Source organism: Stenotrophomonas sp. JAI102 (assembly GCF_013409105.1).
GTDB classification, from domain to species: domain Bacteria; phylum Pseudomonadota; class Gammaproteobacteria; order Xanthomonadales; family Xanthomonadaceae; genus Stenotrophomonas; species Stenotrophomonas maltophilia_AA.
The window spans coordinates 770,151-789,112 of record NZ_JACCCI010000002.1; the positions used below are offsets into that span (position 1 = coordinate 770,151).

The window sequence follows — 18,962 nt, forward strand, 5'->3', positions numbered from 1 at the left end:
GTTGCTGTGCGATAATGGCGGGATCCACGATAACGATCGTGGACTTCCTTCACGTGCCTGACCCATGCGCTTGGGCGGGCGCCTTCCCTCGAGGAGCGCACACAGTGTCCGATCTTGATCAGGTCACGCTCAACGCCGGCGACACGTCGGTTGTTCTGCCAGTCATCAAACCCACGCTCGGCAACGATTGCGTCGATATCTCGAAGCTGACCAAGGAAACCGGTCTCTTCACTTACGACTCCGGCTTCACCGCCACCGCCAGCTGCAAGTCCGCCATCACCTACATCGACGGTGACAAGGGCGTGCTGCTGTATCGCGGCTATCCCATCGAGCAGCTCTCGGAAAAGTCGAGCTACGTCGAAGTGGCCTACCTGCTGATCAACGGCGAGCGTCCGAGCGCCGAGCAGCTGAAGGCCTTCACCGACGAGCTGGCGGCCGAAGCCGATGTGGATCCGTCGATCAACACGCTGATCGGCAGCTTCGCCAAGGACGCCCATCCGATGGCCATCCTGACCGCCGCCATCGCGCAGCTGTCGGGCATCTACCACGCTTCGCTGGACCTGTCCGACGCCGAACAGCGTCGCCACGCCGCGGTGCGCCTGATCGCCAAGGTGCCGACCCTGTCGGCCCTGATCTACCGCCACGGCAAGGGCCTGCCGGCCAACAAGCCGGACACCTCGCTGGATTACGTCAGCCGCTTCCTGAAGCAGACCTTCGAGTCCGCCGATGGCCAGTACGAGCTGAACCAGGACGTGGTCAAGGCGCTGGACCTGCTGTTCATCCTGCACGCCGATCACGAGCAGAACGCCTCGACCTCGACCGTGCGCCTGGTCGGTTCGACCGGTGCCAACCCGTATGCGTCGGTCGCCGCTGGCGTCACCGCGCTGTGGGGTCCGGCCCACGGCGGTGCCAACGAAGCCGTGCTGAAGATGCTGGAAGAGATCGGTTCGGCCGACAACGTCGAGTCCGCCGTGCTCAAGGCCAAGGACAAGACCTCCGGCTTCCGCCTGATGGGCTTCGGCCACCGCGTGTACAAGAACTTCGACCCGCGCGCCAAGGTCATCGGTGAGATGACCGGCAAGGTGCTCAAGCAGCTGGGCGTGCAGGATCCGCTGCTGGACGTCGCCGTCAAGCTGGAGCAGGCCGCGCTGCAGGACGACTACTTCGTCGCCCGCAAGCTGTACCCGAACGTCGATTTCTACAGCGGCATCATCTACAAGGCGCTGCAGATCCCGACCGAAATGTTCACCGTCATGTTCGCCCTGGGCCGCACCTCCGGCTGGGTCGCACATTGGCTGGAACAGCAGGTCGATCCGGAAATGAAGATCGGCCGTCCGCGCCAGGTCTACACCGGCAGCGACGTGCGCGACTACCAGGGCTGATCGCTCCGGCAGGTCGTGATGAAAACGCCCCGCACTGCGGGGCGTTTTTTTGCCTGTCCCTCCCTGCGCGGGCAACCGGCCTTACCGCTTGGCCGTGCGGTGTCTACGTCGTCCGGCGGCTCTCCAGATAGCGGCTGGGCGATTGCCCCAATGCACGCCGGAATGCCGACGAAAACGCGCTCGGGCTGGTGTATCCGAGATCCAGCGCCACCCGGGTGACGGGCTGTCCCGCACCCAGGCGTTCGATCGCGGCGAGCAGGCAGACCTGCTGGCGCCATTCGGCAAACCCCACCCCGGTGTCCGCGCGGAACTGGCGGGTGAACGTGCGTCGGCTCATGCCGGCCTCCGCGGCGACCGCATCGAGTGTGGAGGCGATCGAGGGCGCATCGGACACCTGCTGGCAGGCACGCGCAAGGCGTGGGTCGCGGGGCAGCGGCGCATGCAGTGACAGGCGTGGCATCACCGCGATCTCTGCGACCAGCAACTGCATCAGCCGGCCGGCACGACCGTTCTGGTGGTACATCGCCGGCAGGTCGACCGCATCGTCCATCAGGTGCCGCAGCAACGCCGATACGGCATATACGCCGCAGCGCGCTGGCAACCGGGCGGCCGCCACTTCTTCCGCCGCCACGAACACATTGAGCATCGTGACCGGGCCACGCATCGCCATGGCGTGGGCGACGCCTGCGGGCACCCAGCACGCACGCTGCGGTGGCACCAGCCAGTGTCCCTCGGGCGTGGTGAGGCTGATCGTGCCGCGCGAGGCAAACGCGAACTGACCGCGCCGATGCGCGTGGGTCGGGAACACGTCTCCGGCGGCGTAATCGTTCGCGGTGACCACGACCGCGCGCGGCAGGTCTTCGTACGGATCGAGGAGGGCATTGCGCATGGCCCGGATTCTATAGGTATTGACCTGGTATCGAAGGCGGGCCGCGCGCCGACGTCCTACGATCATCGCCTAGCCTTTCTTCCTGACAATGCCGCCATGCCCCCCACCTTTCATCGCGTCGGCACCGGCGCACATCCTGTCCTGGTCCTGCACGGCTGGTTTGGCGACGCGCACGCGTTCGACCCCATCGAACCGTGGCTGACCGGTGAGGAGTTCACCTATGTGTTCATGGACTGCCGCGGCTACGGCGGGATGCGCGATGTGCGTGGCAACTACACCATCGATGAGATCGCGAGCGATGCACTGACCTTGGCAGACGCGCTCGGCATCGAGACCTTCAGCCTGATCGGGCACTCCATGGGCGGCATGGCCATCGAGCGGATCGCGGTGCTCGCCCCGGATCGCGTGCGCGCGCTGGTCGCCGTGGCGCCCGTGCCATGCGGTGGCATTGCCTACGATCCCCCCACACGGCAATTGCTTGAAGCGGCCGCGGGCAGCGTGAGCCTCCGCCGGGGCATCATCGATCGCAGCACCGGTGGGCGGTTGCCCGCCGCGTGGCTGGACTGGAAGGCGCAGTACTCGATGGCGCACGCGTCGCCGGAGGCATTCGCGGCGTACTTCCCGGCCTGGGCGGACACCGATTTCAGCGCGGAGATCGTCGGCCGGCACCCGGTGAAGGTGCTGATCGGCGAGCACGATCCGGTGTTCAACGCGGCACTGATGGACAGGACCTACCTGCGCCGCTATCGGCAGACGACTCTGGAGGTGCTGGAAAATGCGGGTCACTACCCGATGAACGAAACACCGCTGGCCTTGGCTGCGGCGATCGAGCGCTTTCTGGTCCCGTTCGGCGAGACTTGAAGCGGGCCGCGCAGGGTGTCGTGGATCGATGTGCGCGCTGGCGGCAATCAGGGGCCGGTGTACGGCGTGTCCTCGCCGTGGAAGCCGACCAGGACCCCGTCGATGAAATCCGCGATATGGACCCGCTCCATCCAGCAGAAGGCGGCGATCAAGAGCAGCGCAATGACGCGTCTTTCAGAGGCAGAGGCAATGATCTTCATGGGATTCCAGGTCCTTGGGTGACCGTCCTTGGCTGACCGTCAGTGTTCCACTGCCGTGGCAGTGCCGCAAGATGCCTGCTCAGCGACGGCCCAGGTACCCCTCGATCTCGCTGTCGGCCAGCAGCTCGCGCAGCTGCGCGGCCGACGCGCGCCGCATCGGCTTCTCATCGATGGCCGACAGCGGCGGCTGGCGCAGGCCATCGTAAGGCAGCACGGCGATATCGAAGGTCAGATCCTCGGCACTGAACACCCATACCGGCGCATCCAGGCTGCGTTCGCGGTCCAGCCGCAGCCGACGCGTGCGCGATTCGGCCGGGATGCCATGCTCATCGAGGTAGCGTTGCACGGCATCGGCATCGTCGCTGTGTACCTGCAATTGCACGGGGCTGTTGGCATCGGCGGTGCCCTCCAGCACCGGGCCGCACAGGCGCGGTGAGAAGGCATGCAGGAAGTCCATCGCACGCAGGGCGGCCTCGCGGCGTTGACGCAGCTGCGCGCCATGGTCGGCACCGGCGAACAGGCGCTGATACTCGCGCAGCGCGTCTTCGATCTCGGTGTTGCGGGGGAGGGAGGCATCGTCGTGGATGCCGAGCCGGGTGGCGGCCTTGAGCTTGGCCTGGTGGTAGTCGCGGATGCCGCCCTCGGCCATCAGGCGGGCGGCCTCGTGCGCCAGCTGGTGGCGGCGCTCCCGGGTCTGCGTGGCTGCATGCTGACGGGCTCGATGCATGACCGGAACTCCTTGGCGACCTGCACGGCAATGTACACCGGCGATGTGACAGGGGGGTAGAGCTGAAAAAAAGGCCGGGCACTGCCCGGCCTGTGTTCCATCGCGGCGCCGGGCGTACCCGGCGCATGCGGTCAGAAGATGTCGAACGCGGCGTCGTCGGCCTGCGGGGTGTGGCTGTTGAAGTCGTACTCCTCCAGCTTCTCCATGTCCTCCACCTTGACCCACTCGGTCGCGCCGTTGAGCGTGGCCTGGACCATGCCCGACGGCGGCTCGTTCTGCGCGACCGGGGTGTCCTTCAGCGCGACGCGCATGTACTCGATCCAGATCGGCAGGGCGGCACGGCCACCGTACTCGCGGTAGCCGAGCGAGCGGAAGTCGTCGCGGCCTACCCACACGGTGGTCGCGTACGGGCCACCGAAACCGGAGAACCAGGCGTCGCGGTGATCGTTGGTCGAGCCGGTCTTGCCGCCCACGTCTTCGCGGCCGAGTACCTTGGCCGCGGTACCGGTGCCGCGCTGGACCACGTCGCGCATCATCGAGTTGAGCTGGTATGCGGTGCGGGCATCGATCGCGCGCGGGGCGACCTTGGCATCCGGGTTGACCGGGGCCGGGGCTTCCACGGCGGCCGCCTGCTGCGGCTTGGCCGGTGCGGCGTTGGCCGCGGGCGCGGCGCCGAAGTTGAAGCCGTCCACGACCTGGCTGACCGGCACGCCACTGGTGCCGGCGCAGTCGCGGCAGGCCACGGCCGGGTTTTCCTTGAACACTTCCACGCCATCGCGGTCGACGACCCGGTCGATCAGCCAGGTGTCCACGCGCGAGCCGCCGTTGGCGAACACGGCATAGCCGCGCGCCACCGAGAGTGGGGTCAGCGAGGCGGTGCCCAGCGACATCGACAGGTTCGGCGGCAGCTCGGCCTCGGCGAAGCCGAACTCGCTGATGTACTTGCGCGCGTAATCCACGCCCATGCCATCGAGCAGGCGCACCGAGACCAGGTTGCGCGACTGCACCAGTGCTTCACGCAGGCGCATCGGGCCACGGAAGCCGCCGCCGTCGTTCTGCGGCGACCAGGTCTTGCCGCGGCGGTCGCGGAACACGACCGGGGCATCGAGCACGATCGAGGCCGGGTTGAAGCCCTTGTCGAAGGCGGCCGCATAGATGAACGGCTTGAAGCTCGAGCCCGGCTGGCGGCGGGCCTGGGTGGCGCGGTTGAACTTGTTGCCGGAGAAGCTGAAGCCGCCGACCAGCGCCCTCAACGCGCCGTTTTCCGCGTCCAGCGAGACCAGGGCGGCCTGGCCGCGCGGGATCTGGTCGAGCAGCCACTCGCCGTCCTTTCCGCCGGCCCGCACGCGCACGATATCGCCGCGGGTCACCAGCTTGGCCGGGGTCTTGTTGGTCCAGCGGGCAGCACTGGCGGGCAGCACCACTTCGCTGCGGTTGCCCAGCACCACGGTCGCGCTGCCATCGGCGGCGGTCGCCGCCACGATCGCCGGCAGCAGGCCGGTCTGTGCGGGAATGCCGGACAGCTTGGTGGCCAGCGCGGCGGCATCGGCGTCGGCCGGGACCTCCACGTGCTGCTCCACGCCGTGCCAGCCGTGGCGGTGGTCGTAGGCCAGCAGGCCATCGCGCACCGACAGGTTGGCCGCGGTCTGCAGCTCGGCGTTGATCGTGGTGGTCACGTGGTAGCCCTTGTTGACCACGTCGCCGCCGAAGCGGGCGATCATTTCCTGGCGGACCAGCTCGGCCACGTAGGGGGCTTCCACCTGCAGCGGCGGCTCATGCGCGGTGGCGTGCATCGGCACGGCCTTGGCCGCGTCGGCCTCGGCCTGGGAGATGAAGCCCAGGCTGGCCATGCGCTGCAGCACATAGTAGTCGCGGCGCTCGCGGGCGCGCTCGGGGTTGCTGATCGGGTTGCCGGAGGACGGGAACTTGGGGATGCCGGCCAGCGAGGCCATCTCGTCCAGGTCCAGCTCGCCCAGCTTCTTGCCGTAATAGAACTCGGCCGCGGCGGCCACGCCATAGGCGCGGTTGCCGAAGAAGCTCTTGTTGAGGTACAGCTCGAAGATCTCGTCCTTGCTCAGCTCGCTCTCGATCTTGCGCGCCAGCAGGATCTCGGCCAGCTTGCGGGTGTAGCTGTATTCCGAGCTCAGGAAGAACTGGCGGGCGACCTGCTGGGTGATGGTCGACCCACCGGGCACGCGCTTGTCGTTGGTGGTGGCCAGCAGCCAGACCGCGCGGCCGATGCCCTTGTAGTCCACGCCGCCGTGCTCGTAGAAGCGCGCGTCCTCGGTGGCCAGGAAGGCCTGCTTGAGGCGCTCGGGGACGTCCTTCATGGTGATGGGGGTGCGCCGGGTCTCGCCGAACACCGCCATCAGCTTGCCATCGCTGGCATAGACGTACATGGGCTCCTGCATCTCCACGTCGCGCAGGGTCTGCACGTCCGGGAGCTTGGAGGAGACGGCGTAGTACAGGCCACCGGCAACCGCGGCGCCGATCAATGCCAGGACCAGGAACGCGACCAGCATCCAGCGCAGCCAACGGCGAAGACGTGTCATCAGTGACAGATTCCGATTGCGAATTTCGTGGTCGCAGAGTATAGATTACGCAAGGGAACGGCTGGGGGTGTTCCTGGGGAGAGCAGTCGATCACCGTCTGGGGACGCGTGAAACGAGCACTGGTGCTCGTTTTACAGCTTGACGGTTGCGATTTGCAAAAAAAACGTTATTAATGCGCGGTCGCAGGTTCTGCGTCCAAGTGCCCATCGGCAGGGGAGAAACCGTGGGGCTTATCCCAAAAAGCCAGTCGCCTCTTATCGGCGTCGATATCAGCTCGACTGCAGTAAAGCTGTTGCAGCTATCCCGCAGCGGCAATCGTTTCCGCGTGGAACATTACGCTGTGGAACCACTTCCGCCGAATGCGGTGGTGGAGAAGAACATCGTGGAAGTCGAAGCGGTCGGGGAGGCCATTCGACGCGCCGTGAACCGCTCCGGAACCAAGGCACGGCATGCCGCCGCCGCCGTGGCCGGCTCGGCCGTGATCACCAAGCTGATCCCGATGCCCGCCGATCTGGACGAGAACGACATGGAAGCCCAGGTCGAGCTCGAGGCGGTCAACTACATCCCGTACCCGATCGAGGAAGTGAACCTCGATTTCGAAGTGCTGGGTGCGATTCCGAACAACCCTGAAATGGTCCAGGTGCTGCTGGCCGCCTCGCGGTCGGAGAACGTCGAGCTGCGCCAGTCGGCGCTTGAGCTGGGCGGGCTGGTGGCGCGGGTGATGGACGTGGAGGCCTTCGCGGTGGAGAACGCCTTCGCCCTGGTCGCCAGCGAGCTGCCGGTGGCCAGTGATGGCGTGGTCGCGCTGGTGGACATCGGCGCCACCATGACCACCCTGAACGTCCTGCGCGGCGGGCGCAGCCTGTACAGCCGCGAACAGGTGTTCGGCGGCAAGCAGCTGACCGACGAAGTGATGCGCCGTTACGGGCTGACCTACGAAGAGGCCGGCCTGGCCAAGCGCCAGGGCGGACTGCCGGAAAGCTACGAGATGGAAGTGCTGGAGCCGTTCAAGGAGGCCACGGTCCAGCAGATCAGCCGCCTGCTGCAGTTCTTCTATGCGGGCAGCGAGTTCAACCGGGTCGACCACATCGTGCTTGCCGGCGGTTGCGCGGCCCTGACCGGCCTGCCGGACATGGTGGAAGAGCAGCTGGGCGTGGCCACCGTGGTGGCCAACCCGCTGGCACAGATGACACTGGGCCCGAAGGTGCAGGCACACGCCCTGGCCCAGGATGCCCCGGCGCTGATGATCGCCACTGGTCTGGCCCTGAGGAGCTTTGACTGATGGCGCGCATCAATTTATTGCCCTGGCGCGCCGAGCGGCGCAAGCAACGCCAGCGCGACTTCTACGCCATGCTCGGTGCGGCCGCCATCGGCGGCCTGCTGCTGTCGCTGTTGATCTGGTTCTACTACGACCGCCAGGTCAGCGGACAGGGCGATCGCAACACCTTCCTGCAGGCCGAGATCGACAAGGTCAAGGAGCAGAACAAGGAGATCGAACGCCTGGACCGCCAGAAGGATCGCCTGCTGGCGCGCAAGGCCGTGATCGAGGAACTGCAGGCCAAGCGCTCGCAGATGGTGCATCTGTTCGATGCGCTGGTGCGGACCATCCCGGACGGGGTGGTGCTGACCACGCTCAAGCAGGAGGGCGACGTGCTGACCCTGGAAGGTCGTACCCAGTCCAATGCGCGCGTCAGTGCCTACATGCGCAATCTGGAAAGCTCGGGCTGGATGACCAACCCGGAGCTGTCGATCATCGAGGCCAAGGCGCCGGAGCGTGACAAGGCCGGGGCCGCCAGCGGTCCGGTGATGGACATCAAGTCGCTGCCGTACATGTTCGTGGTCAAGGTCAATCTGCCGGCCCAGAGCAGCGTCACCGAGCTGGCCGCCGATGGCAGCGTGATCGAGCCGACCGCCGATCCCGCCCCGCCGGGTGCGACCCCGGTGGCACCGGTCGCCCCGCTGTCGCCGGCACCGGCCGACGCACCGGCCGCGCCGGTCTCGCCCGATGCCGCCGATCCGGCCAAGCCGACCGGCAGCAGCCGCATCGTGCCGTCCACGCCCTCCGCGCAACCTGCACAACCGGCGGCGCCGGCCCCGGCCCAGAAGGGGGCCGCCGCATGAGCCAGAAGATCAATCTCAAAGAGCTGGACTTCAACAACATCGGCAACTGGCCGCAGAAGGCCAAGGTCGTGTTCTGCGTGCTGCTGGCGCTGTTCATCATGATCATGGCCTGGTTCCTGCTGATCAGCGGCAAGCGCGATGAGCTGGCCTCGCTGGAAAGCCGCGAGACCCAGCTGCGTGCCGAGTTCGAGAAGGAACAGGGCCGCGCGGTCAACCTCGAGCCGCTCAAGCAGCAGCTGACCCAGATGGAGCAGGTGCTGCAGCAGATGCTGCGCCAGCTGCCCAGCAAGACCGAGATGCCGGACCTGATCATCGACATCTCGCAGACCGCGTTGTCCAGCGGCCTGTCCAACGAGCTGTTCCAGCCCGGTGCCGAGCAGCCCAAGGAGTTCTACGCCGAGAAGCCGATCGCCCTGCGCATGGTGGGCAGTTACCACCAGTTCGGCGCGTTCGTCAGCGGTGTGGCCTCGCTGCCGCGCGTGGTCATCCTGACCATGCACGACATCAACCTGAAGCCGAAGGATCCCAAGACCGGCATCACCGCCCGCAGCGGTGCGCTGGAGTTGTCCGGAACGGTCAAGACCTACCGTTACCTGGATGACGTGGAGATGGAAGCCCAGGAGAAGGCTGCCGCCGAGAAGGAAAAAGCGGCGAAGAAGGGAGGCCGGAAATGAGCCGCCTGACCTCGACCGCACGGGTATGCGGCCTGTTGATGGTACTGCTGCTGGCCGGTTGCGCCCGCGGCGTGACCAGCACGCCCGGCGATGCGCCGAACCTGGAGAAGTGGGTGGCCGACGTGCGTGCACGCCCGGCACCGCCGCTCGAACCGCTGCCGGTGATGCAGCAGTTCGAGACGTTTGAATATTCCGCGCAGGGGATGCGCGACCCGTTCACCGACGCCTGGACCAATCCGCAAGGGGGATCGGGGCTGCGTCCGGATCCGAACCGCCGCAAGGAGCCGCTGGAAGATTTCCCGCTGGACAGCCTGGACATGGTGGGTTCGATCGGCCGTGGGGGCGGGCTCGTCGCGCTGGTGATGGCGCCGGACAAGGTCACCTATCGGGTGCGTCCGGGCGTCTATCTGGGGCAGAGCGACGGGCGGGTGACCGGGGTCTTCGAGGACCGGATTGAGCTGATTGAACTGGTGCCGGATGGCGCGGGTGGCTGGCTGGAACGGCCGGCAACGCTCGCGCTTGAAGATCAATGAATGATTATGGGGATAGCACGATGACCTTTTCCAACGCCCTGCGGCTGCGTTCCGTCCGGCGCCAGAAGTTGTTCCACCTGTGCGCGCTGGGAGTCGCGCTCATGGTGGCCAACGGCACGCTGATGGCGGCCACGCCCAGCGGCGCCGTGCCCAAACCGGCGGCCACCACCGCGCCGGCGACCGCACCGGCATCGCTGTCGGTGTCCAAGATCGACTTCAAGCGCGGCGACGATGGCGCCGGCCGGCTCATCCTGCAGTTCGACGGCCAGGGCGCCAGCCCGGACCTGCGCAGCCAGGGCAACAGCGTCGTCATCGACGTGGGCAACGCGCGCCTGCCGGAAAGCCTGCAGAAGTCGATCAACGTGACCGACTTCGCCACGCCGGTGCAGCGCATCGATCCCAAGCCCTATGGCGGCGGCACCCAGCTGGTGCTCAATACCAATACCGCCTTCGAGTCGCTGGCGTATCAGAGCGGCAACGAATACGTGGTCGAGATCAGCCCGCGCCAGGCGGCCCCGGCCGCCGGTGCGATCACCGCGACCAGCGTGAGCCAGGCCGCGGCGGCACTCGGCCAGCGCGGCTACAGCGGCAAGCCGGTGACCTTCAACTTCCAGGATGTGCCGGTCCGTACCGTGCTGCAGCTGGTCGCCGAGGAGTCCAACCTCAACGTGGTCGCCTCCGACAGCGTGCAGGGCAACGTGACCCTGCGCCTGATCAACGTGCCGTGGGACCAGGCGCTGGACATCGTGCTGCGGGCCAAGGGCCTGGACAAGCGCCGCGATGGCGGCGTGATCTGGGTGGCGCCGCAACCGGAGCTGGCCAAGTTCGAGCAGGACAAGGAAGACGCCCGCATCGCGATCGAGAACCGCGAGGATCTGGTCACCGATTACGTACAGATCAACTACCACAACGCCGCGGCGATCTTCAAAGCGCTGACCGAAGCCAAGGGCATCGGCGGCAGCAGCGGTGGCGGTGGCGGTGGCAGCTCGCAGGAAGACAGCGGGTTCCTGTCCTCGCGCGGCCGGATCGTAGCCGACGAGCGCACCAACACGCTGATGATCAGCGACATCCCGAAGAAGATCGCGCGGATGCGTGAGCTGATCAGCGTGATCGACCGTCCGGTCGACCAGGTGCTGATCGAAAGCCGGATCGTGATCGCCACCGATACCTTCGCGCGCGAGCTGGGGGCCAAGTTCGGCATCAGCGGCAGCCGCCAGGACGTGTTCTTCGGCGCCAACACCGATCAGAACCACGCCAACATCACCGATCGCGGCACCAAGGACCTCGAGTACCAGAAGGCGATCAACGAGTGGGTGGCCGGTGGCCGTACCGGTGCGATCCCGGTCCGTGGCGGGACCAAGTTCGCCGACGGCCTGAACTGGAACCTGCCGGTGGCCGCGATCAACAACCCCGGTTCGCTGGCGCTGTCGATCCTCAATGCCGGTTACCTGCTGGACGTGGAACTATCGGCCATGCAGGCCGAATCGCGCGGCGAAGTGATCTCCAACCCGCGCGTGGTGACCACCAACCAGCGCGAAGCAGTGATCAAGCAGGGTAAGGAAATCGGCTACGTCACCATCAGCGGTGGCGGTGCGGCCGGTGCCGCGGCCCAGCCCAACGTCCAGTTCAAGGAAGTGGTGCTGGAACTGAAGGTCACCCCGACCATCACCAACGACAACCGTGTGTTCCTCAACATGTCGGTCAAGAAGGATGAAGTGGAGCAGTACATCCTGCTGGAAGGCTACGGCCAGGTCCCGACCATCAACCGCCGCGAAGTGAATACCGCGGTGCTGGTGGACGATGGCCAGACCGTGGTGATCGGTGGCGTGTACGAGTTCACCGACCGCACCAGCATCAACAAGGTGCCGTTCCTGGGCGACGTGCCGTTCCTGGGCAATCTGTTCAAGAAGCGCAGCCGCAACAAGGACAAGGCCGAACTGCTGGTGTTCGTGACCCCGAAGGTGCTGCGCGTGGCCAAGGCCAATCCGGCCGTCAACTGAGCCGCACCGCTGCTGCAATGAGGAAAGGGCCGCCCTGTGCGGCCCTTTCTGCGTTCAGCCAATCTTGATGTCGTAACCGCCACTGTCCTGCCATCATGGTGATGGAACCTCTGCCCACCGTGGAGGTCACATGGATGCCATGAATCTGCCGCCCCCCATGCCCGATACCCCGACGCCCGCTCCGGTGGAGCACGACCGCCTGCACGATGCCTTCCGCGCGCTGCGCGACGGCCTGTCATCCGAGATCGTCGGCCAGAGTGCGCTCGTCGAGCGCCTGCTGACCGCGCTGCTGGCCGATGGCCACCTGCTGGTCGAGGGCGCCCCCGGCCTGGCCAAGACCACCGCGATCCGCGCGCTGGCCGCCCGGCTGGATGCGGATTTCTCGCGCGTGCAGTTCACCCCGGACCTGCTGCCGGCCGACCTGACCGGCACCGAGATCTGGCGCCCGCAGGAAGGGCGGTTCGAATTCGTGCCGGGTCCGATCTTCCATCCGATCCTGCTCGCCGACGAAATCAATCGTGCGCCGGCCAAGGTGCAGTCGGCCCTGCTCGAAGCGATGGGCGAGCGCCAGGTGACGGTTGGCCGCCATACCTATCCGCTGCCCTCGCTGTTCCTGGTGATGGCCACGCAGAATCCGATCGAGCAGGAAGGCACCTTCCCGCTGCCGGAAGCGCAGCTGGACCGTTTCCTGATGCATGTGCGGATTGGTTACCCCGATTCGGACGCCGAAACCGAGATCCTGCGGCTGGCGCGCGAGCGCGCCCGTGAAGCGCTGTCCACGCCGGCCGCCGCGCCGGTGCGCATGCCGCTGAGCGATGTGTTCGCCGCCCGCAAGGCGGTGCTGTCGCTGCATGTCGCGCCGGCGCTGGAACGCTACCTCATCGAAATCGTGCTGGCCTCGCGCGATGCCGCGCGCTACGACCCGGCGCTGGCGCGGCGCATCGCCTGGGGCGCCAGCCCGCGTGGCTCGATCGCGCTGGAGCGCTGTGCGCGGGCGCGCGCCTGGCTGGCCGGGCGCGACTTCGTCACCCCGGAGGATGTGCGCAACGTCGCGCCCGATGTGCTGCGCCATCGCGTGCTGCCCAGCTATGAAGCCACCGCCGAAGGCTGGGATGGCGAACGCCTGGTCGCCGAGCTGCTGGCCCGCGTGCCGGCGCCCTGAGCGCGATGGACACCCCCGCGCAGAGCGCCACGCCGCTGGAGGGCGATGGCCTGCGGCCGAGTCTGGCCGAGCTGGTGGCGTTGCGCCGCAGTGCGCACCGCGCGCCGCCGGCGCGGCGTGGCCGGCTGGGTCATGCCGGCAGTGCGCCGTCGCCCGCACGCGGACGCGGCATGGAGTATGCCGAGTCCCGCGACTACGTGCCCGGCGATGACGCGCGGCATATCGACTGGCGTGTGACCGCCCGCACCGGACGCGCGCATACCAAGCTGTTCCAGGCCGAACGCGAGCGGTTGACGCTGCTGGTCGCCGATACCGACCCGGTGCTGTATTTCGGCACCCGGGTCCGTTTCAAATCCGTACAGGCCGCGCGGGTCGGCGCGGTGGCAGCGTGGCTGGCACAGCGTCAGGGTGACCGCCTCGCGGCCGTGCGCGGCAGCACCCAGGAGCCGCCGATCGCACCGGCCGGTGGCACCCGCGGCGTGTTGCGCGTGCTCGATGCGCTGACCCGCTGGTACGCCGAACCGCCCGCCGAGGATGCCGGGCTGGATCGCGCGCTGGAACAGGCGGCGCGGCTGCTGCGCCCCGGTGCGCGCGTAGTGGTGCTGGCCGATCCGGCGCGTGCGGCCACGATCGGGAGTGCGCGCTGGGCCGCGCTGGCCATGCACCACGAAGTGGTGGTGATGCTGCTGGTCGATCCCCTCGAACTGGCGCCGCCGGCCGACGCGCTGCCGTTTCTCTCGCAGGGCCGTCGCGTGCTGCTCGATCTGGGCAGCACTGCGGTGCGCGAGCACTGGCGCGAGCGGTTCGTGGCGCCGCTGGAGACGCTGCAGAACAGCCTGGCCGCGCGCCGCATCCAGGTGCATGTGGTGGCCACCGACGACGCCAGCGACAGCTGGTTGAGTCCGCTGCCGACTGCGGTGGTGGCATGAGCGCCGCCGCCTCGCTGCCGCTGCGCGATGTGCAGTTGCCGCCCTCACCGCCGTGGTGGCCGCCGGCGCCCGGCTGGTGGCTGGTGTTTGCGGCCCTTGCGCTGGTGGTCGCCGCGATCTGGGCCTGGCAGTGGCGTCGGCGGCGTACGCGCCAGCGCTGGCTGGCGCTGTTCGATGCCGAGGTGGCCCAGGCCGGCTCGCCGGTTGCCGAGATCGCGGCGATCGCCGACCTGCTGCGCCGCGCGGCGCGCCAGCATCAGCCCGGCGCCGAACGGCTGCAGGGCAGTGAATGGCTGGCCTTCCTCGATGAGAAGAACAGCCGGGCTTTCTCCGACGGCGATGGCGCGCTGCTGCTCGACGGCAGCTACCGCCCACGTGCCGACGCCGAAGCGGTGCAGCGTCTGCGCGTCCTTGCACGCCGCCGTTATCTGTCGCTGCTCACGGAGCGGCGCCGATGATCGCGATCACCCTGCCGGCGTGGTTGAGCTGGCTCGACAGCCTCGCCTGGCCGTGGATGCTGCTGGCGCTGCCCTTGCCGATCCTGATGCGCTGGTGGCCGTCACGGCCCGGCGCGGGCGCCGCACTGCGCGTGCCCTACGCGGCCGATCAACTGCAGTCGCTGGGTGCTGCCGCGGGCGGTGCCGGCCCACGGCTGGGCCGCGCGCTGCTGTGGCTGGCGTGGGCCTGCCTGTGCGTGGCGGCTGCGCGACCGCAGCAGCTCGGTGACGCGGTGACACCGCCGCAGCAGGGCCGCCAGATGATGCTCGCGGTGGACGTCTCCGGCAGCATGAGCGAGGCGGACATGATGCTCGGCAACCAGGTGGTCGAGCGGCTGACCGCGGCCAAGGCCGTGCTGGCCGACTTCCTGGATCGCCGCGTCGGTGATCGCGTCGGCCTGCTGATCTTCGGCGAGCGTGCCTACACGTTGACCCCGTTGACCGCCGACCTCACCAGCGTGCGCGATCAGCTGCGCGACAGCGTGGTCGGGCTGGCCGGGCGCGAGACCGCGATCGGCGACGCGATCGCGCTGGCGGTCAAGCGCCTGCGCGAACAACCCGAAGGCCAGCGCGTGCTGATCCTGCTGACCGACGGCGTCAGCAACGCCGGCGTGCTCGAACCGCTGCGTGCGGCCGAACTGGCCCAGGCCGAAGGGGTCCGCGTCTACACCGTGGCCTTTGGCGGTGACGGCGGCATCAGCCTGTTCGGCGTGCAGATCGCGCCCGGCGAAGATCCGGTCGACGAAGCCACGTTGAACAGGATCGCCGAGCTCACCGGCGGGCGCTCTTTCCGGGCGCGTAATACCGATGAGCTGGCCGGCATCTACGCCGAGCTGGAACGCCTGGAGCCGGTTAAATCGGCCGGGCCGGCGGTGCGGCCGCGGATCGAGCGTTACGCCCTGCCGCTGGCGTTGGCACTGCTGCTGGCCGGCCTGGCGTGGCTGTTGCCGAGGCGCTGGACATGACCGCAAGCTGGAACGCCCTGCATTTCATCCGTCCCGATGCGTTGTGGGGGCTGCTCGTGCTGCCGCTGCTGGTGGCGATCTGGTGGCTGCGCCGGCGTCGCGCCAATGTCTGGCGCCAGACCGTGGATGCGCATCTGCTCCGCCATCTGCTGGTGGGCCGCGACCGTCGCGCCTGGGGTGGGCTGATCCTGTTGTTGCTGGGCACGGCCATCGCGATCGTGGCGCTGGCCGGTCCCTCATGGCGGCAGGTCGCACAGCCGTTGTGGCAGACGCCGTCGCCGCTGGTGGTCGCGCTGGACCTGTCCTCGCGGGTGACCGCGACCGATCTGCCGCCGTCGCGCCTGCTGCAGGCACGCGCGAAGCTCGCCACGCTGCTGCGCGAACGCCAGGGTGGGGAAGTCGCCCTGGTGGTGTACGCCGACGATGCCTATACCGTGGCGCCGTTGACCGACGACATGGCCAATGTCGCGCTGTACCTGGATGCGCTGGCCCCCGATGTGATGCCCCGCGATGGCCAGCGCGCCGACCGCGCGCTGGAAACGGCAGTCAAGCTGCTGCAGCAGTCCGGCGCACGCGGCGGCGACATCCTGCTGCTCACCGACCGCGCCGATGCCGATGCCGAACAGGCGGCAGCCGCGGCCCGCGCGCAGGGCTTCGTGGTCTCCGTGCTCGGGCTGGGTACGCCGCAGGGCGCGGCCTATCGCAACGGCGAGGGTCAGATCGTGCCGGCGCGCCTGGAGGAGGGCGCGCTGCGCAGCGTCGCCAGCCGCGGTGGCGGTCGCTATGCGCGCGTGGCCAGCGATGACAAGGACCTGGCCGCGCTCGACGTGTTGACCCCGCGCGTCAGTGCCGATGACAGCCGGGAAGGGCAGGGCCGCACCTGGCGCGATGAAGGCTTCTGGCTGCTGCCGCCGCTGACGCTGTTGGCGCTGTTCGCGTTCCGCCGACGCGGCGCGCTGGCGGTGCTGGTGATGGTCGCGGCGCTGCCGATGGCGATGCCGATGCCGGCGCACGCTGCCGAAGGCACGTGGTGGCAACGCGCCGACCAGCTCGATCAGCAACGCCTGTCCACCGGTGTGGATGCGTATCGCAAAGGCGACTTCAAGGCCGCGCAGCAGCAGTTCGAGGGCATCGATACCGATGCCGGCTGGTACAACCTCGGCAACGCGCTGGCGCGCCAGGGACAGTACGATGCCGCCATCGAGGCCTACGACCGCGCATTGAAAAAGCATCCGGGCATGGCCGACGCGGTCGCCAATCGCGCGGCAGTCGACGCCGCCCGCAAGCGCAGGCCGCCGCAGAACAACGACCGGAACAACGATCAGAAGGACGGAAAGAAGCCGCCCTCCGACAAGCCCGATCCCGGCAAGAACCCGGGGCAGGGCCAGAACGGTGACGCTGCGCCGCCGCAGGACAAGGGTGAACAGGGCCAGTCACCGCCGCCCGCGACCGGTGAGCCGAAGGACGGCCAACCCAAGGGCGGGACGCCGCCGCAGGCCGCCGACAGCCAGGCGCAGGCCGAGGCCGACGCGGCCCAGCGCGAACGCATGCAGCAGGCCATGCAGCGCCAGGGGCAGGGCGACGGCAACGACAAGGCGCAGGGCCAGGTCAGCGGCACGCCGCAGCAGCGCGAGCAGCAGCAGGCGGTCGAAGCCTGGATGCGCCGCGTGCCGGATGACCCGGGTAGTCTGCTGCGGGCCAAGTTCCAGCTGGAAAACGAACGCAGGAAACGGGAAGGGCGATGACACATTCCACGATACAGCGCTGGTTGCGCGCCGGGCTTGCCCTGCTGCTGTGCGCGAGCATGGCCGCGCACGCGCAGACCCGCGCCTGGCTCGACCGCGAGCAGATCACCGACGGCGACACGGTTACCCTCAACATCGAATCCGATGCCGGCGGCGGTGCACCGGATTACGCGCCGCTGCGAGCCGATTTCGACCTCAGCAGCCAGACCAGCAGCCGCCAGATGCAGTGGAGCAATGGCGCGACGACCTCGCGCGCGCTGTACGCCGTGGCGCTCACCCCGAAGCGCGCCGGCACCCTGCATATTCCGGCGCTGCAGGTCGGCAGCAGCCGTACCCAGCCGCTGACCCTGCAGGTCGGCGCCAGCAGCGCCGCTGCCCCGGCGACCGCCAGTAGCAACGCCGCCGTGTTCCTGGAAACCGAGGTCGACGATGCCTCGCCGTATGTGCAGCAGAGCGTCGGCGTGGTGGTGCGCCTGTTCTACGCCGCACAGCTCCTTAGTGGTGAACTGGTGCTCGATACGCCTGCCGGCGCATCGTTGCAGCGCGTCGGCGAAGACCGCACCCAGGTGCGCGAGGTCAACGGCCGCCGCTATAACGTGGTGGAGCGGCGCTTCCTGCTGATCCCCGAGCGCAGCGGTCCTTTGGCGCTGCCGGCGGCGCAGTTCAACGGGCGCAGCGCGGGCGGCTTCTTCGATGACATGTTCGGCGGCGATGGCCGCCTGCGCGCGGCCTCCGCCCCGCGCACCCTGCAGGTCCAGGCGCAACCGGCCTCGGCACCGCAACCGTGGCTGCCGCTGCATGGGCTGCGCCTTCGCTACACCGCTGCGCCCACCACCGGCCGTGCCGGCGAAGCGGCCACCGTGGTGGTGGAGGCCGTTGCCGAGGGCGCGACCAAGGCGCAGTTCCCGGAACTGCCGGTGCCCGACGTGGGCCCGGGCGCCCAGGTATTCGCCGAGCCGCCGCAGTTCGATGAAACCTTCAATGGCAGCACGCCGCAGCTCACGCTGACCCGTCGCTTCGCGATCGTGCCGCGCCAGGCCGGGTCGCTGACCGTCCCGGGCCTGCGCATGGCGTGGTGGGACGTGGCGGCCGGCCAGGCGCGCACGGCCAGCCTGCCGGACCTGCAGCTGGCGATCACCGCCGGTGTGGGCGGCAGCGCCGCGCCGACTTTGCCGGTGGACACCACGTCGGCCCTGCCGGGCGAACCGGCGGCCGCTTCCTCCGATCTGCAGCTGGCGCCGATGCAGGCCGCATCGCGCCCGTGGGGCTGGATCGCGCTGTCGGCCGGCCTGGCGGTGCAGTGGCTGCTGACCCTCGCCTGGGGCTGGCGCCGACGCGCTCGTCCGCGGGTCGTGCGGGGCGGCGAGGGCACTGTGTCCTCTGCCCCATCAGCGGGCACGTACACCCGCGCCGACCTGCGCCGGGCCATGGAAGCCGGTGGGTTCGACGAGATCATCGTCGTGCTGGCCGGGATGGGCGGCGTGCAGACCCTGGAGCAGGTGCTGGAGCGCCTCGACGACGCTCAGCAGCGCGACACGCTGATCCGGATGCAGCAGGTCCGCTGGGGCGGGCAGGGCGGCGATGTCGGCGAGGCGCGGCAGTCGCTGCGGCGGGCCTTCCATGACGGACCGCACTGGCGGGCGTCTGCGGCCGCCAAGGACAATGGGTTGGCGCCGTTGTACCCGCCCGCGCATTCATAAAAAGGCGTATCGGTCAGGGCGGCCC

The 18,962-nt window shown here is 68.4% G+C and carries 17 protein-coding genes; 13 read left to right on the top strand and 4 right to left on the bottom strand.

The genetic code is table 11. The features are described from left to right. Positions 1–104: 104 nt before the first annotated feature. Complete coding sequence (locus HDC96_RS12065) at positions 105–1,382, top strand: citrate synthase (protein WP_121039442.1); 1,278 nt, start codon at positions 105–107, stop codon at positions 1,380–1,382. Between the two features lie 103 nt (positions 1,383–1,485). Here HDC96_RS12065 and HDC96_RS12070 read toward each other — a convergent pair whose 3' ends face one another. Then, on the bottom strand, positions 1,486–2,271 hold the full coding sequence (locus tag HDC96_RS12070; protein ID WP_179460180.1) for a helix-turn-helix transcriptional regulator: 786 nt from the start codon (positions 2,269–2,271) through the stop codon (positions 1,486–1,488). A gap of 96 nt (positions 2,272–2,367) precedes the next feature. Between HDC96_RS12070 and HDC96_RS12075 the strand changes: the two genes are divergently transcribed. Next, a complete protein-coding gene (locus tag HDC96_RS12075) occupies positions 2,368–3,132 on the top strand; it encodes an alpha/beta hydrolase (RefSeq protein WP_179460181.1) in 765 nt (254 codons plus the stop codon). A 47-nt stretch (positions 3,133–3,179) separates the two neighbouring features. Here the strand turns inward: HDC96_RS12075 and HDC96_RS12080 are convergent, their stop codons facing one another. The 3 genes from HDC96_RS12080 to HDC96_RS12090 form a co-directional block, all read right to left on the bottom strand. Continuing rightward, positions 3,180–3,332: a hypothetical protein gene (locus HDC96_RS12080; RefSeq protein WP_179460182.1), complete on the bottom strand. Its 153-nt coding sequence runs from the start codon at positions 3,330–3,332 to the stop codon at positions 3,180–3,182. Between the two features lie 79 nt (positions 3,333–3,411). Beyond that, on the bottom strand, positions 3,412–4,059 hold the full coding sequence (locus HDC96_RS12085) for a hypothetical protein (RefSeq protein ID WP_179460183.1): 648 nt from the start codon (positions 4,057–4,059) through the stop codon (positions 3,412–3,414). 131 nt (positions 4,060–4,190) lie between these two features. Continuing rightward, positions 4,191–6,611, bottom strand: coding sequence for a penicillin-binding protein 1A (locus HDC96_RS12090; RefSeq protein ID WP_179460184.1), 2,421 nt, complete (start codon positions 6,609–6,611; stop codon positions 4,191–4,193). Positions 6,612–6,834: 223 nt separating this feature from the next. On the opposite strand from HDC96_RS12090, the gene HDC96_RS12095 reads away from it, so the two are divergent. The 11 genes from HDC96_RS12095 to HDC96_RS12145 all read left to right on the top strand — a co-directional run bounded on the left by HDC96_RS12095 (position 6,835) and on the right by HDC96_RS12145 (position 18,937). Continuing rightward, positions 6,835–7,893, top strand: coding sequence for a pilus assembly protein PilM (locus HDC96_RS12095; protein WP_019183880.1), 1,059 nt, complete (start codon positions 6,835–6,837; stop codon positions 7,891–7,893). Further along, the gene (locus tag HDC96_RS12100; protein WP_179460185.1) at positions 7,893–8,732 is read left to right on the top strand and encodes a PilN domain-containing protein; all 840 of its coding nucleotides are present in this window, start codon (positions 7,893–7,895) and stop codon (positions 8,730–8,732) included. The genes HDC96_RS12095 and HDC96_RS12100 overlap by 1 nt, the downstream gene beginning before the upstream one ends. Further along, positions 8,729–9,406 (top strand): type 4a pilus biogenesis protein PilO, encoded by a 678-nt coding sequence (locus HDC96_RS12105; protein ID WP_179460186.1) that lies wholly within the window; start codon positions 8,729–8,731, stop codon positions 9,404–9,406. The genes HDC96_RS12100 and HDC96_RS12105 overlap by 4 nt, the downstream gene beginning before the upstream one ends. Before the next feature lie 38 nt (positions 9,407–9,444). Further along, a complete protein-coding gene (locus HDC96_RS12110; RefSeq protein WP_257018742.1) occupies positions 9,445–9,939 on the top strand; it encodes a pilus assembly protein PilP in 495 nt (164 codons plus the stop codon). Positions 9,940–9,959: 20 nt separating this feature from the next. Beyond that, positions 9,960–11,939: a type IV pilus secretin PilQ family protein gene (locus HDC96_RS12115; protein WP_179460188.1), complete on the top strand. Its 1,980-nt coding sequence runs from the start codon at positions 9,960–9,962 to the stop codon at positions 11,937–11,939. A 139-nt stretch (positions 11,940–12,078) separates the two neighbouring features. Continuing rightward, positions 12,079–13,101 (top strand): MoxR family ATPase, encoded by a 1,023-nt coding sequence (locus HDC96_RS12120; RefSeq protein WP_179460189.1) that lies wholly within the window; start codon positions 12,079–12,081, stop codon positions 13,099–13,101. 5 nt (positions 13,102–13,106) lie between these two features. Beyond that, positions 13,107–14,030 (top strand): DUF58 domain-containing protein, encoded by a 924-nt coding sequence (locus tag HDC96_RS12125; protein ID WP_176988340.1) that lies wholly within the window; start codon positions 13,107–13,109, stop codon positions 14,028–14,030. Next, positions 14,027–14,488, top strand: a complete 462-nt coding sequence (locus HDC96_RS12130) for a DUF4381 family protein (protein ID WP_179460190.1) — start codon at positions 14,027–14,029, stop codon at positions 14,486–14,488. Before HDC96_RS12125 ends, HDC96_RS12130 begins: the two co-directional genes overlap by 4 nt. Continuing rightward, on the top strand, positions 14,485–15,492 hold the full coding sequence (locus HDC96_RS12135) for a VWA domain-containing protein (RefSeq protein WP_179460191.1): 1,008 nt from the start codon (positions 14,485–14,487) through the stop codon (positions 15,490–15,492). The genes HDC96_RS12130 and HDC96_RS12135 overlap by 4 nt, the downstream gene beginning before the upstream one ends. Beyond that, positions 15,489–17,237 (top strand): VWA domain-containing protein, encoded by a 1,749-nt coding sequence (locus HDC96_RS12140; protein WP_179460192.1) that lies wholly within the window; start codon positions 15,489–15,491, stop codon positions 17,235–17,237. The genes HDC96_RS12135 and HDC96_RS12140 overlap by 4 nt, the downstream gene beginning before the upstream one ends. Beyond that, the gene (locus tag HDC96_RS12145; RefSeq protein WP_179460193.1) at positions 17,234–18,937 is read left to right on the top strand and encodes a BatD family protein; all 1,704 of its coding nucleotides are present in this window, start codon (positions 17,234–17,236) and stop codon (positions 18,935–18,937) included. The genes HDC96_RS12140 and HDC96_RS12145 overlap by 4 nt, the downstream gene beginning before the upstream one ends. Positions 18,938–18,962 lie beyond the last annotated feature (25 nt).

What these genes read in the sequence shown, in the direction of transcription:
- HDC96_RS12130 (WP_179460190.1), top strand. Translation starts at nt 14,027, where the DNA reads ATGAGCGCCGCCGCCTCGCTGCCGCTGCGCGATGTGCAGTTGCCGCCC.
- HDC96_RS12115 (WP_179460188.1), top strand. Translation starts at nt 9,960, where the DNA reads ATGACCTTTTCCAACGCCCTGCGGCTGCGTTCCGTCCGGCGCCAGAAG.
- HDC96_RS12100 (WP_179460185.1), top strand. Translation starts at nt 7,893, where the DNA reads ATGGCGCGCATCAATTTATTGCCCTGGCGCGCCGAGCGGCGCAAGCAA.
- HDC96_RS12145 (WP_179460193.1), top strand. Translation starts at nt 17,234, where the DNA reads ATGACACATTCCACGATACAGCGCTGGTTGCGCGCCGGGCTTGCCCTG.
- HDC96_RS12125 (WP_176988340.1), top strand. Translation starts at nt 13,107, where the DNA reads ATGGACACCCCCGCGCAGAGCGCCACGCCGCTGGAGGGCGATGGCCTG.
- HDC96_RS12090 (WP_179460184.1), bottom strand. Translation starts at nt 6,611, where the DNA reads ATGACACGTCTTCGCCGTTGGCTGCGCTGGATGCTGGTCGCGTTCCTG.
- HDC96_RS12075 (WP_179460181.1), top strand. Translation starts at nt 2,368, where the DNA reads ATGCCCCCCACCTTTCATCGCGTCGGCACCGGCGCACATCCTGTCCTG.
- HDC96_RS12080 (WP_179460182.1), bottom strand. Translation starts at nt 3,332, where the DNA reads ATGAAGATCATTGCCTCTGCCTCTGAAAGACGCGTCATTGCGCTGCTC.
- HDC96_RS12110 (WP_257018742.1), top strand. Translation starts at nt 9,445, where the DNA reads ATGGTACTGCTGCTGGCCGGTTGCGCCCGCGGCGTGACCAGCACGCCC.
- HDC96_RS12135 (WP_179460191.1), top strand. Translation starts at nt 14,485, where the DNA reads ATGATCGCGATCACCCTGCCGGCGTGGTTGAGCTGGCTCGACAGCCTC.
- HDC96_RS12105 (WP_179460186.1), top strand. Translation starts at nt 8,729, where the DNA reads ATGAGCCAGAAGATCAATCTCAAAGAGCTGGACTTCAACAACATCGGC.
- HDC96_RS12085 (WP_179460183.1), bottom strand. Translation starts at nt 4,059, where the DNA reads ATGCATCGAGCCCGTCAGCATGCAGCCACGCAGACCCGGGAGCGCCGC.
- HDC96_RS12070 (WP_179460180.1), bottom strand. Translation starts at nt 2,271, where the DNA reads ATGCGCAATGCCCTCCTCGATCCGTACGAAGACCTGCCGCGCGCGGTC.
- HDC96_RS12140 (WP_179460192.1), top strand. Translation starts at nt 15,489, where the DNA reads ATGACCGCAAGCTGGAACGCCCTGCATTTCATCCGTCCCGATGCGTTG.
- HDC96_RS12120 (WP_179460189.1), top strand. Translation starts at nt 12,079, where the DNA reads ATGAATCTGCCGCCCCCCATGCCCGATACCCCGACGCCCGCTCCGGTG.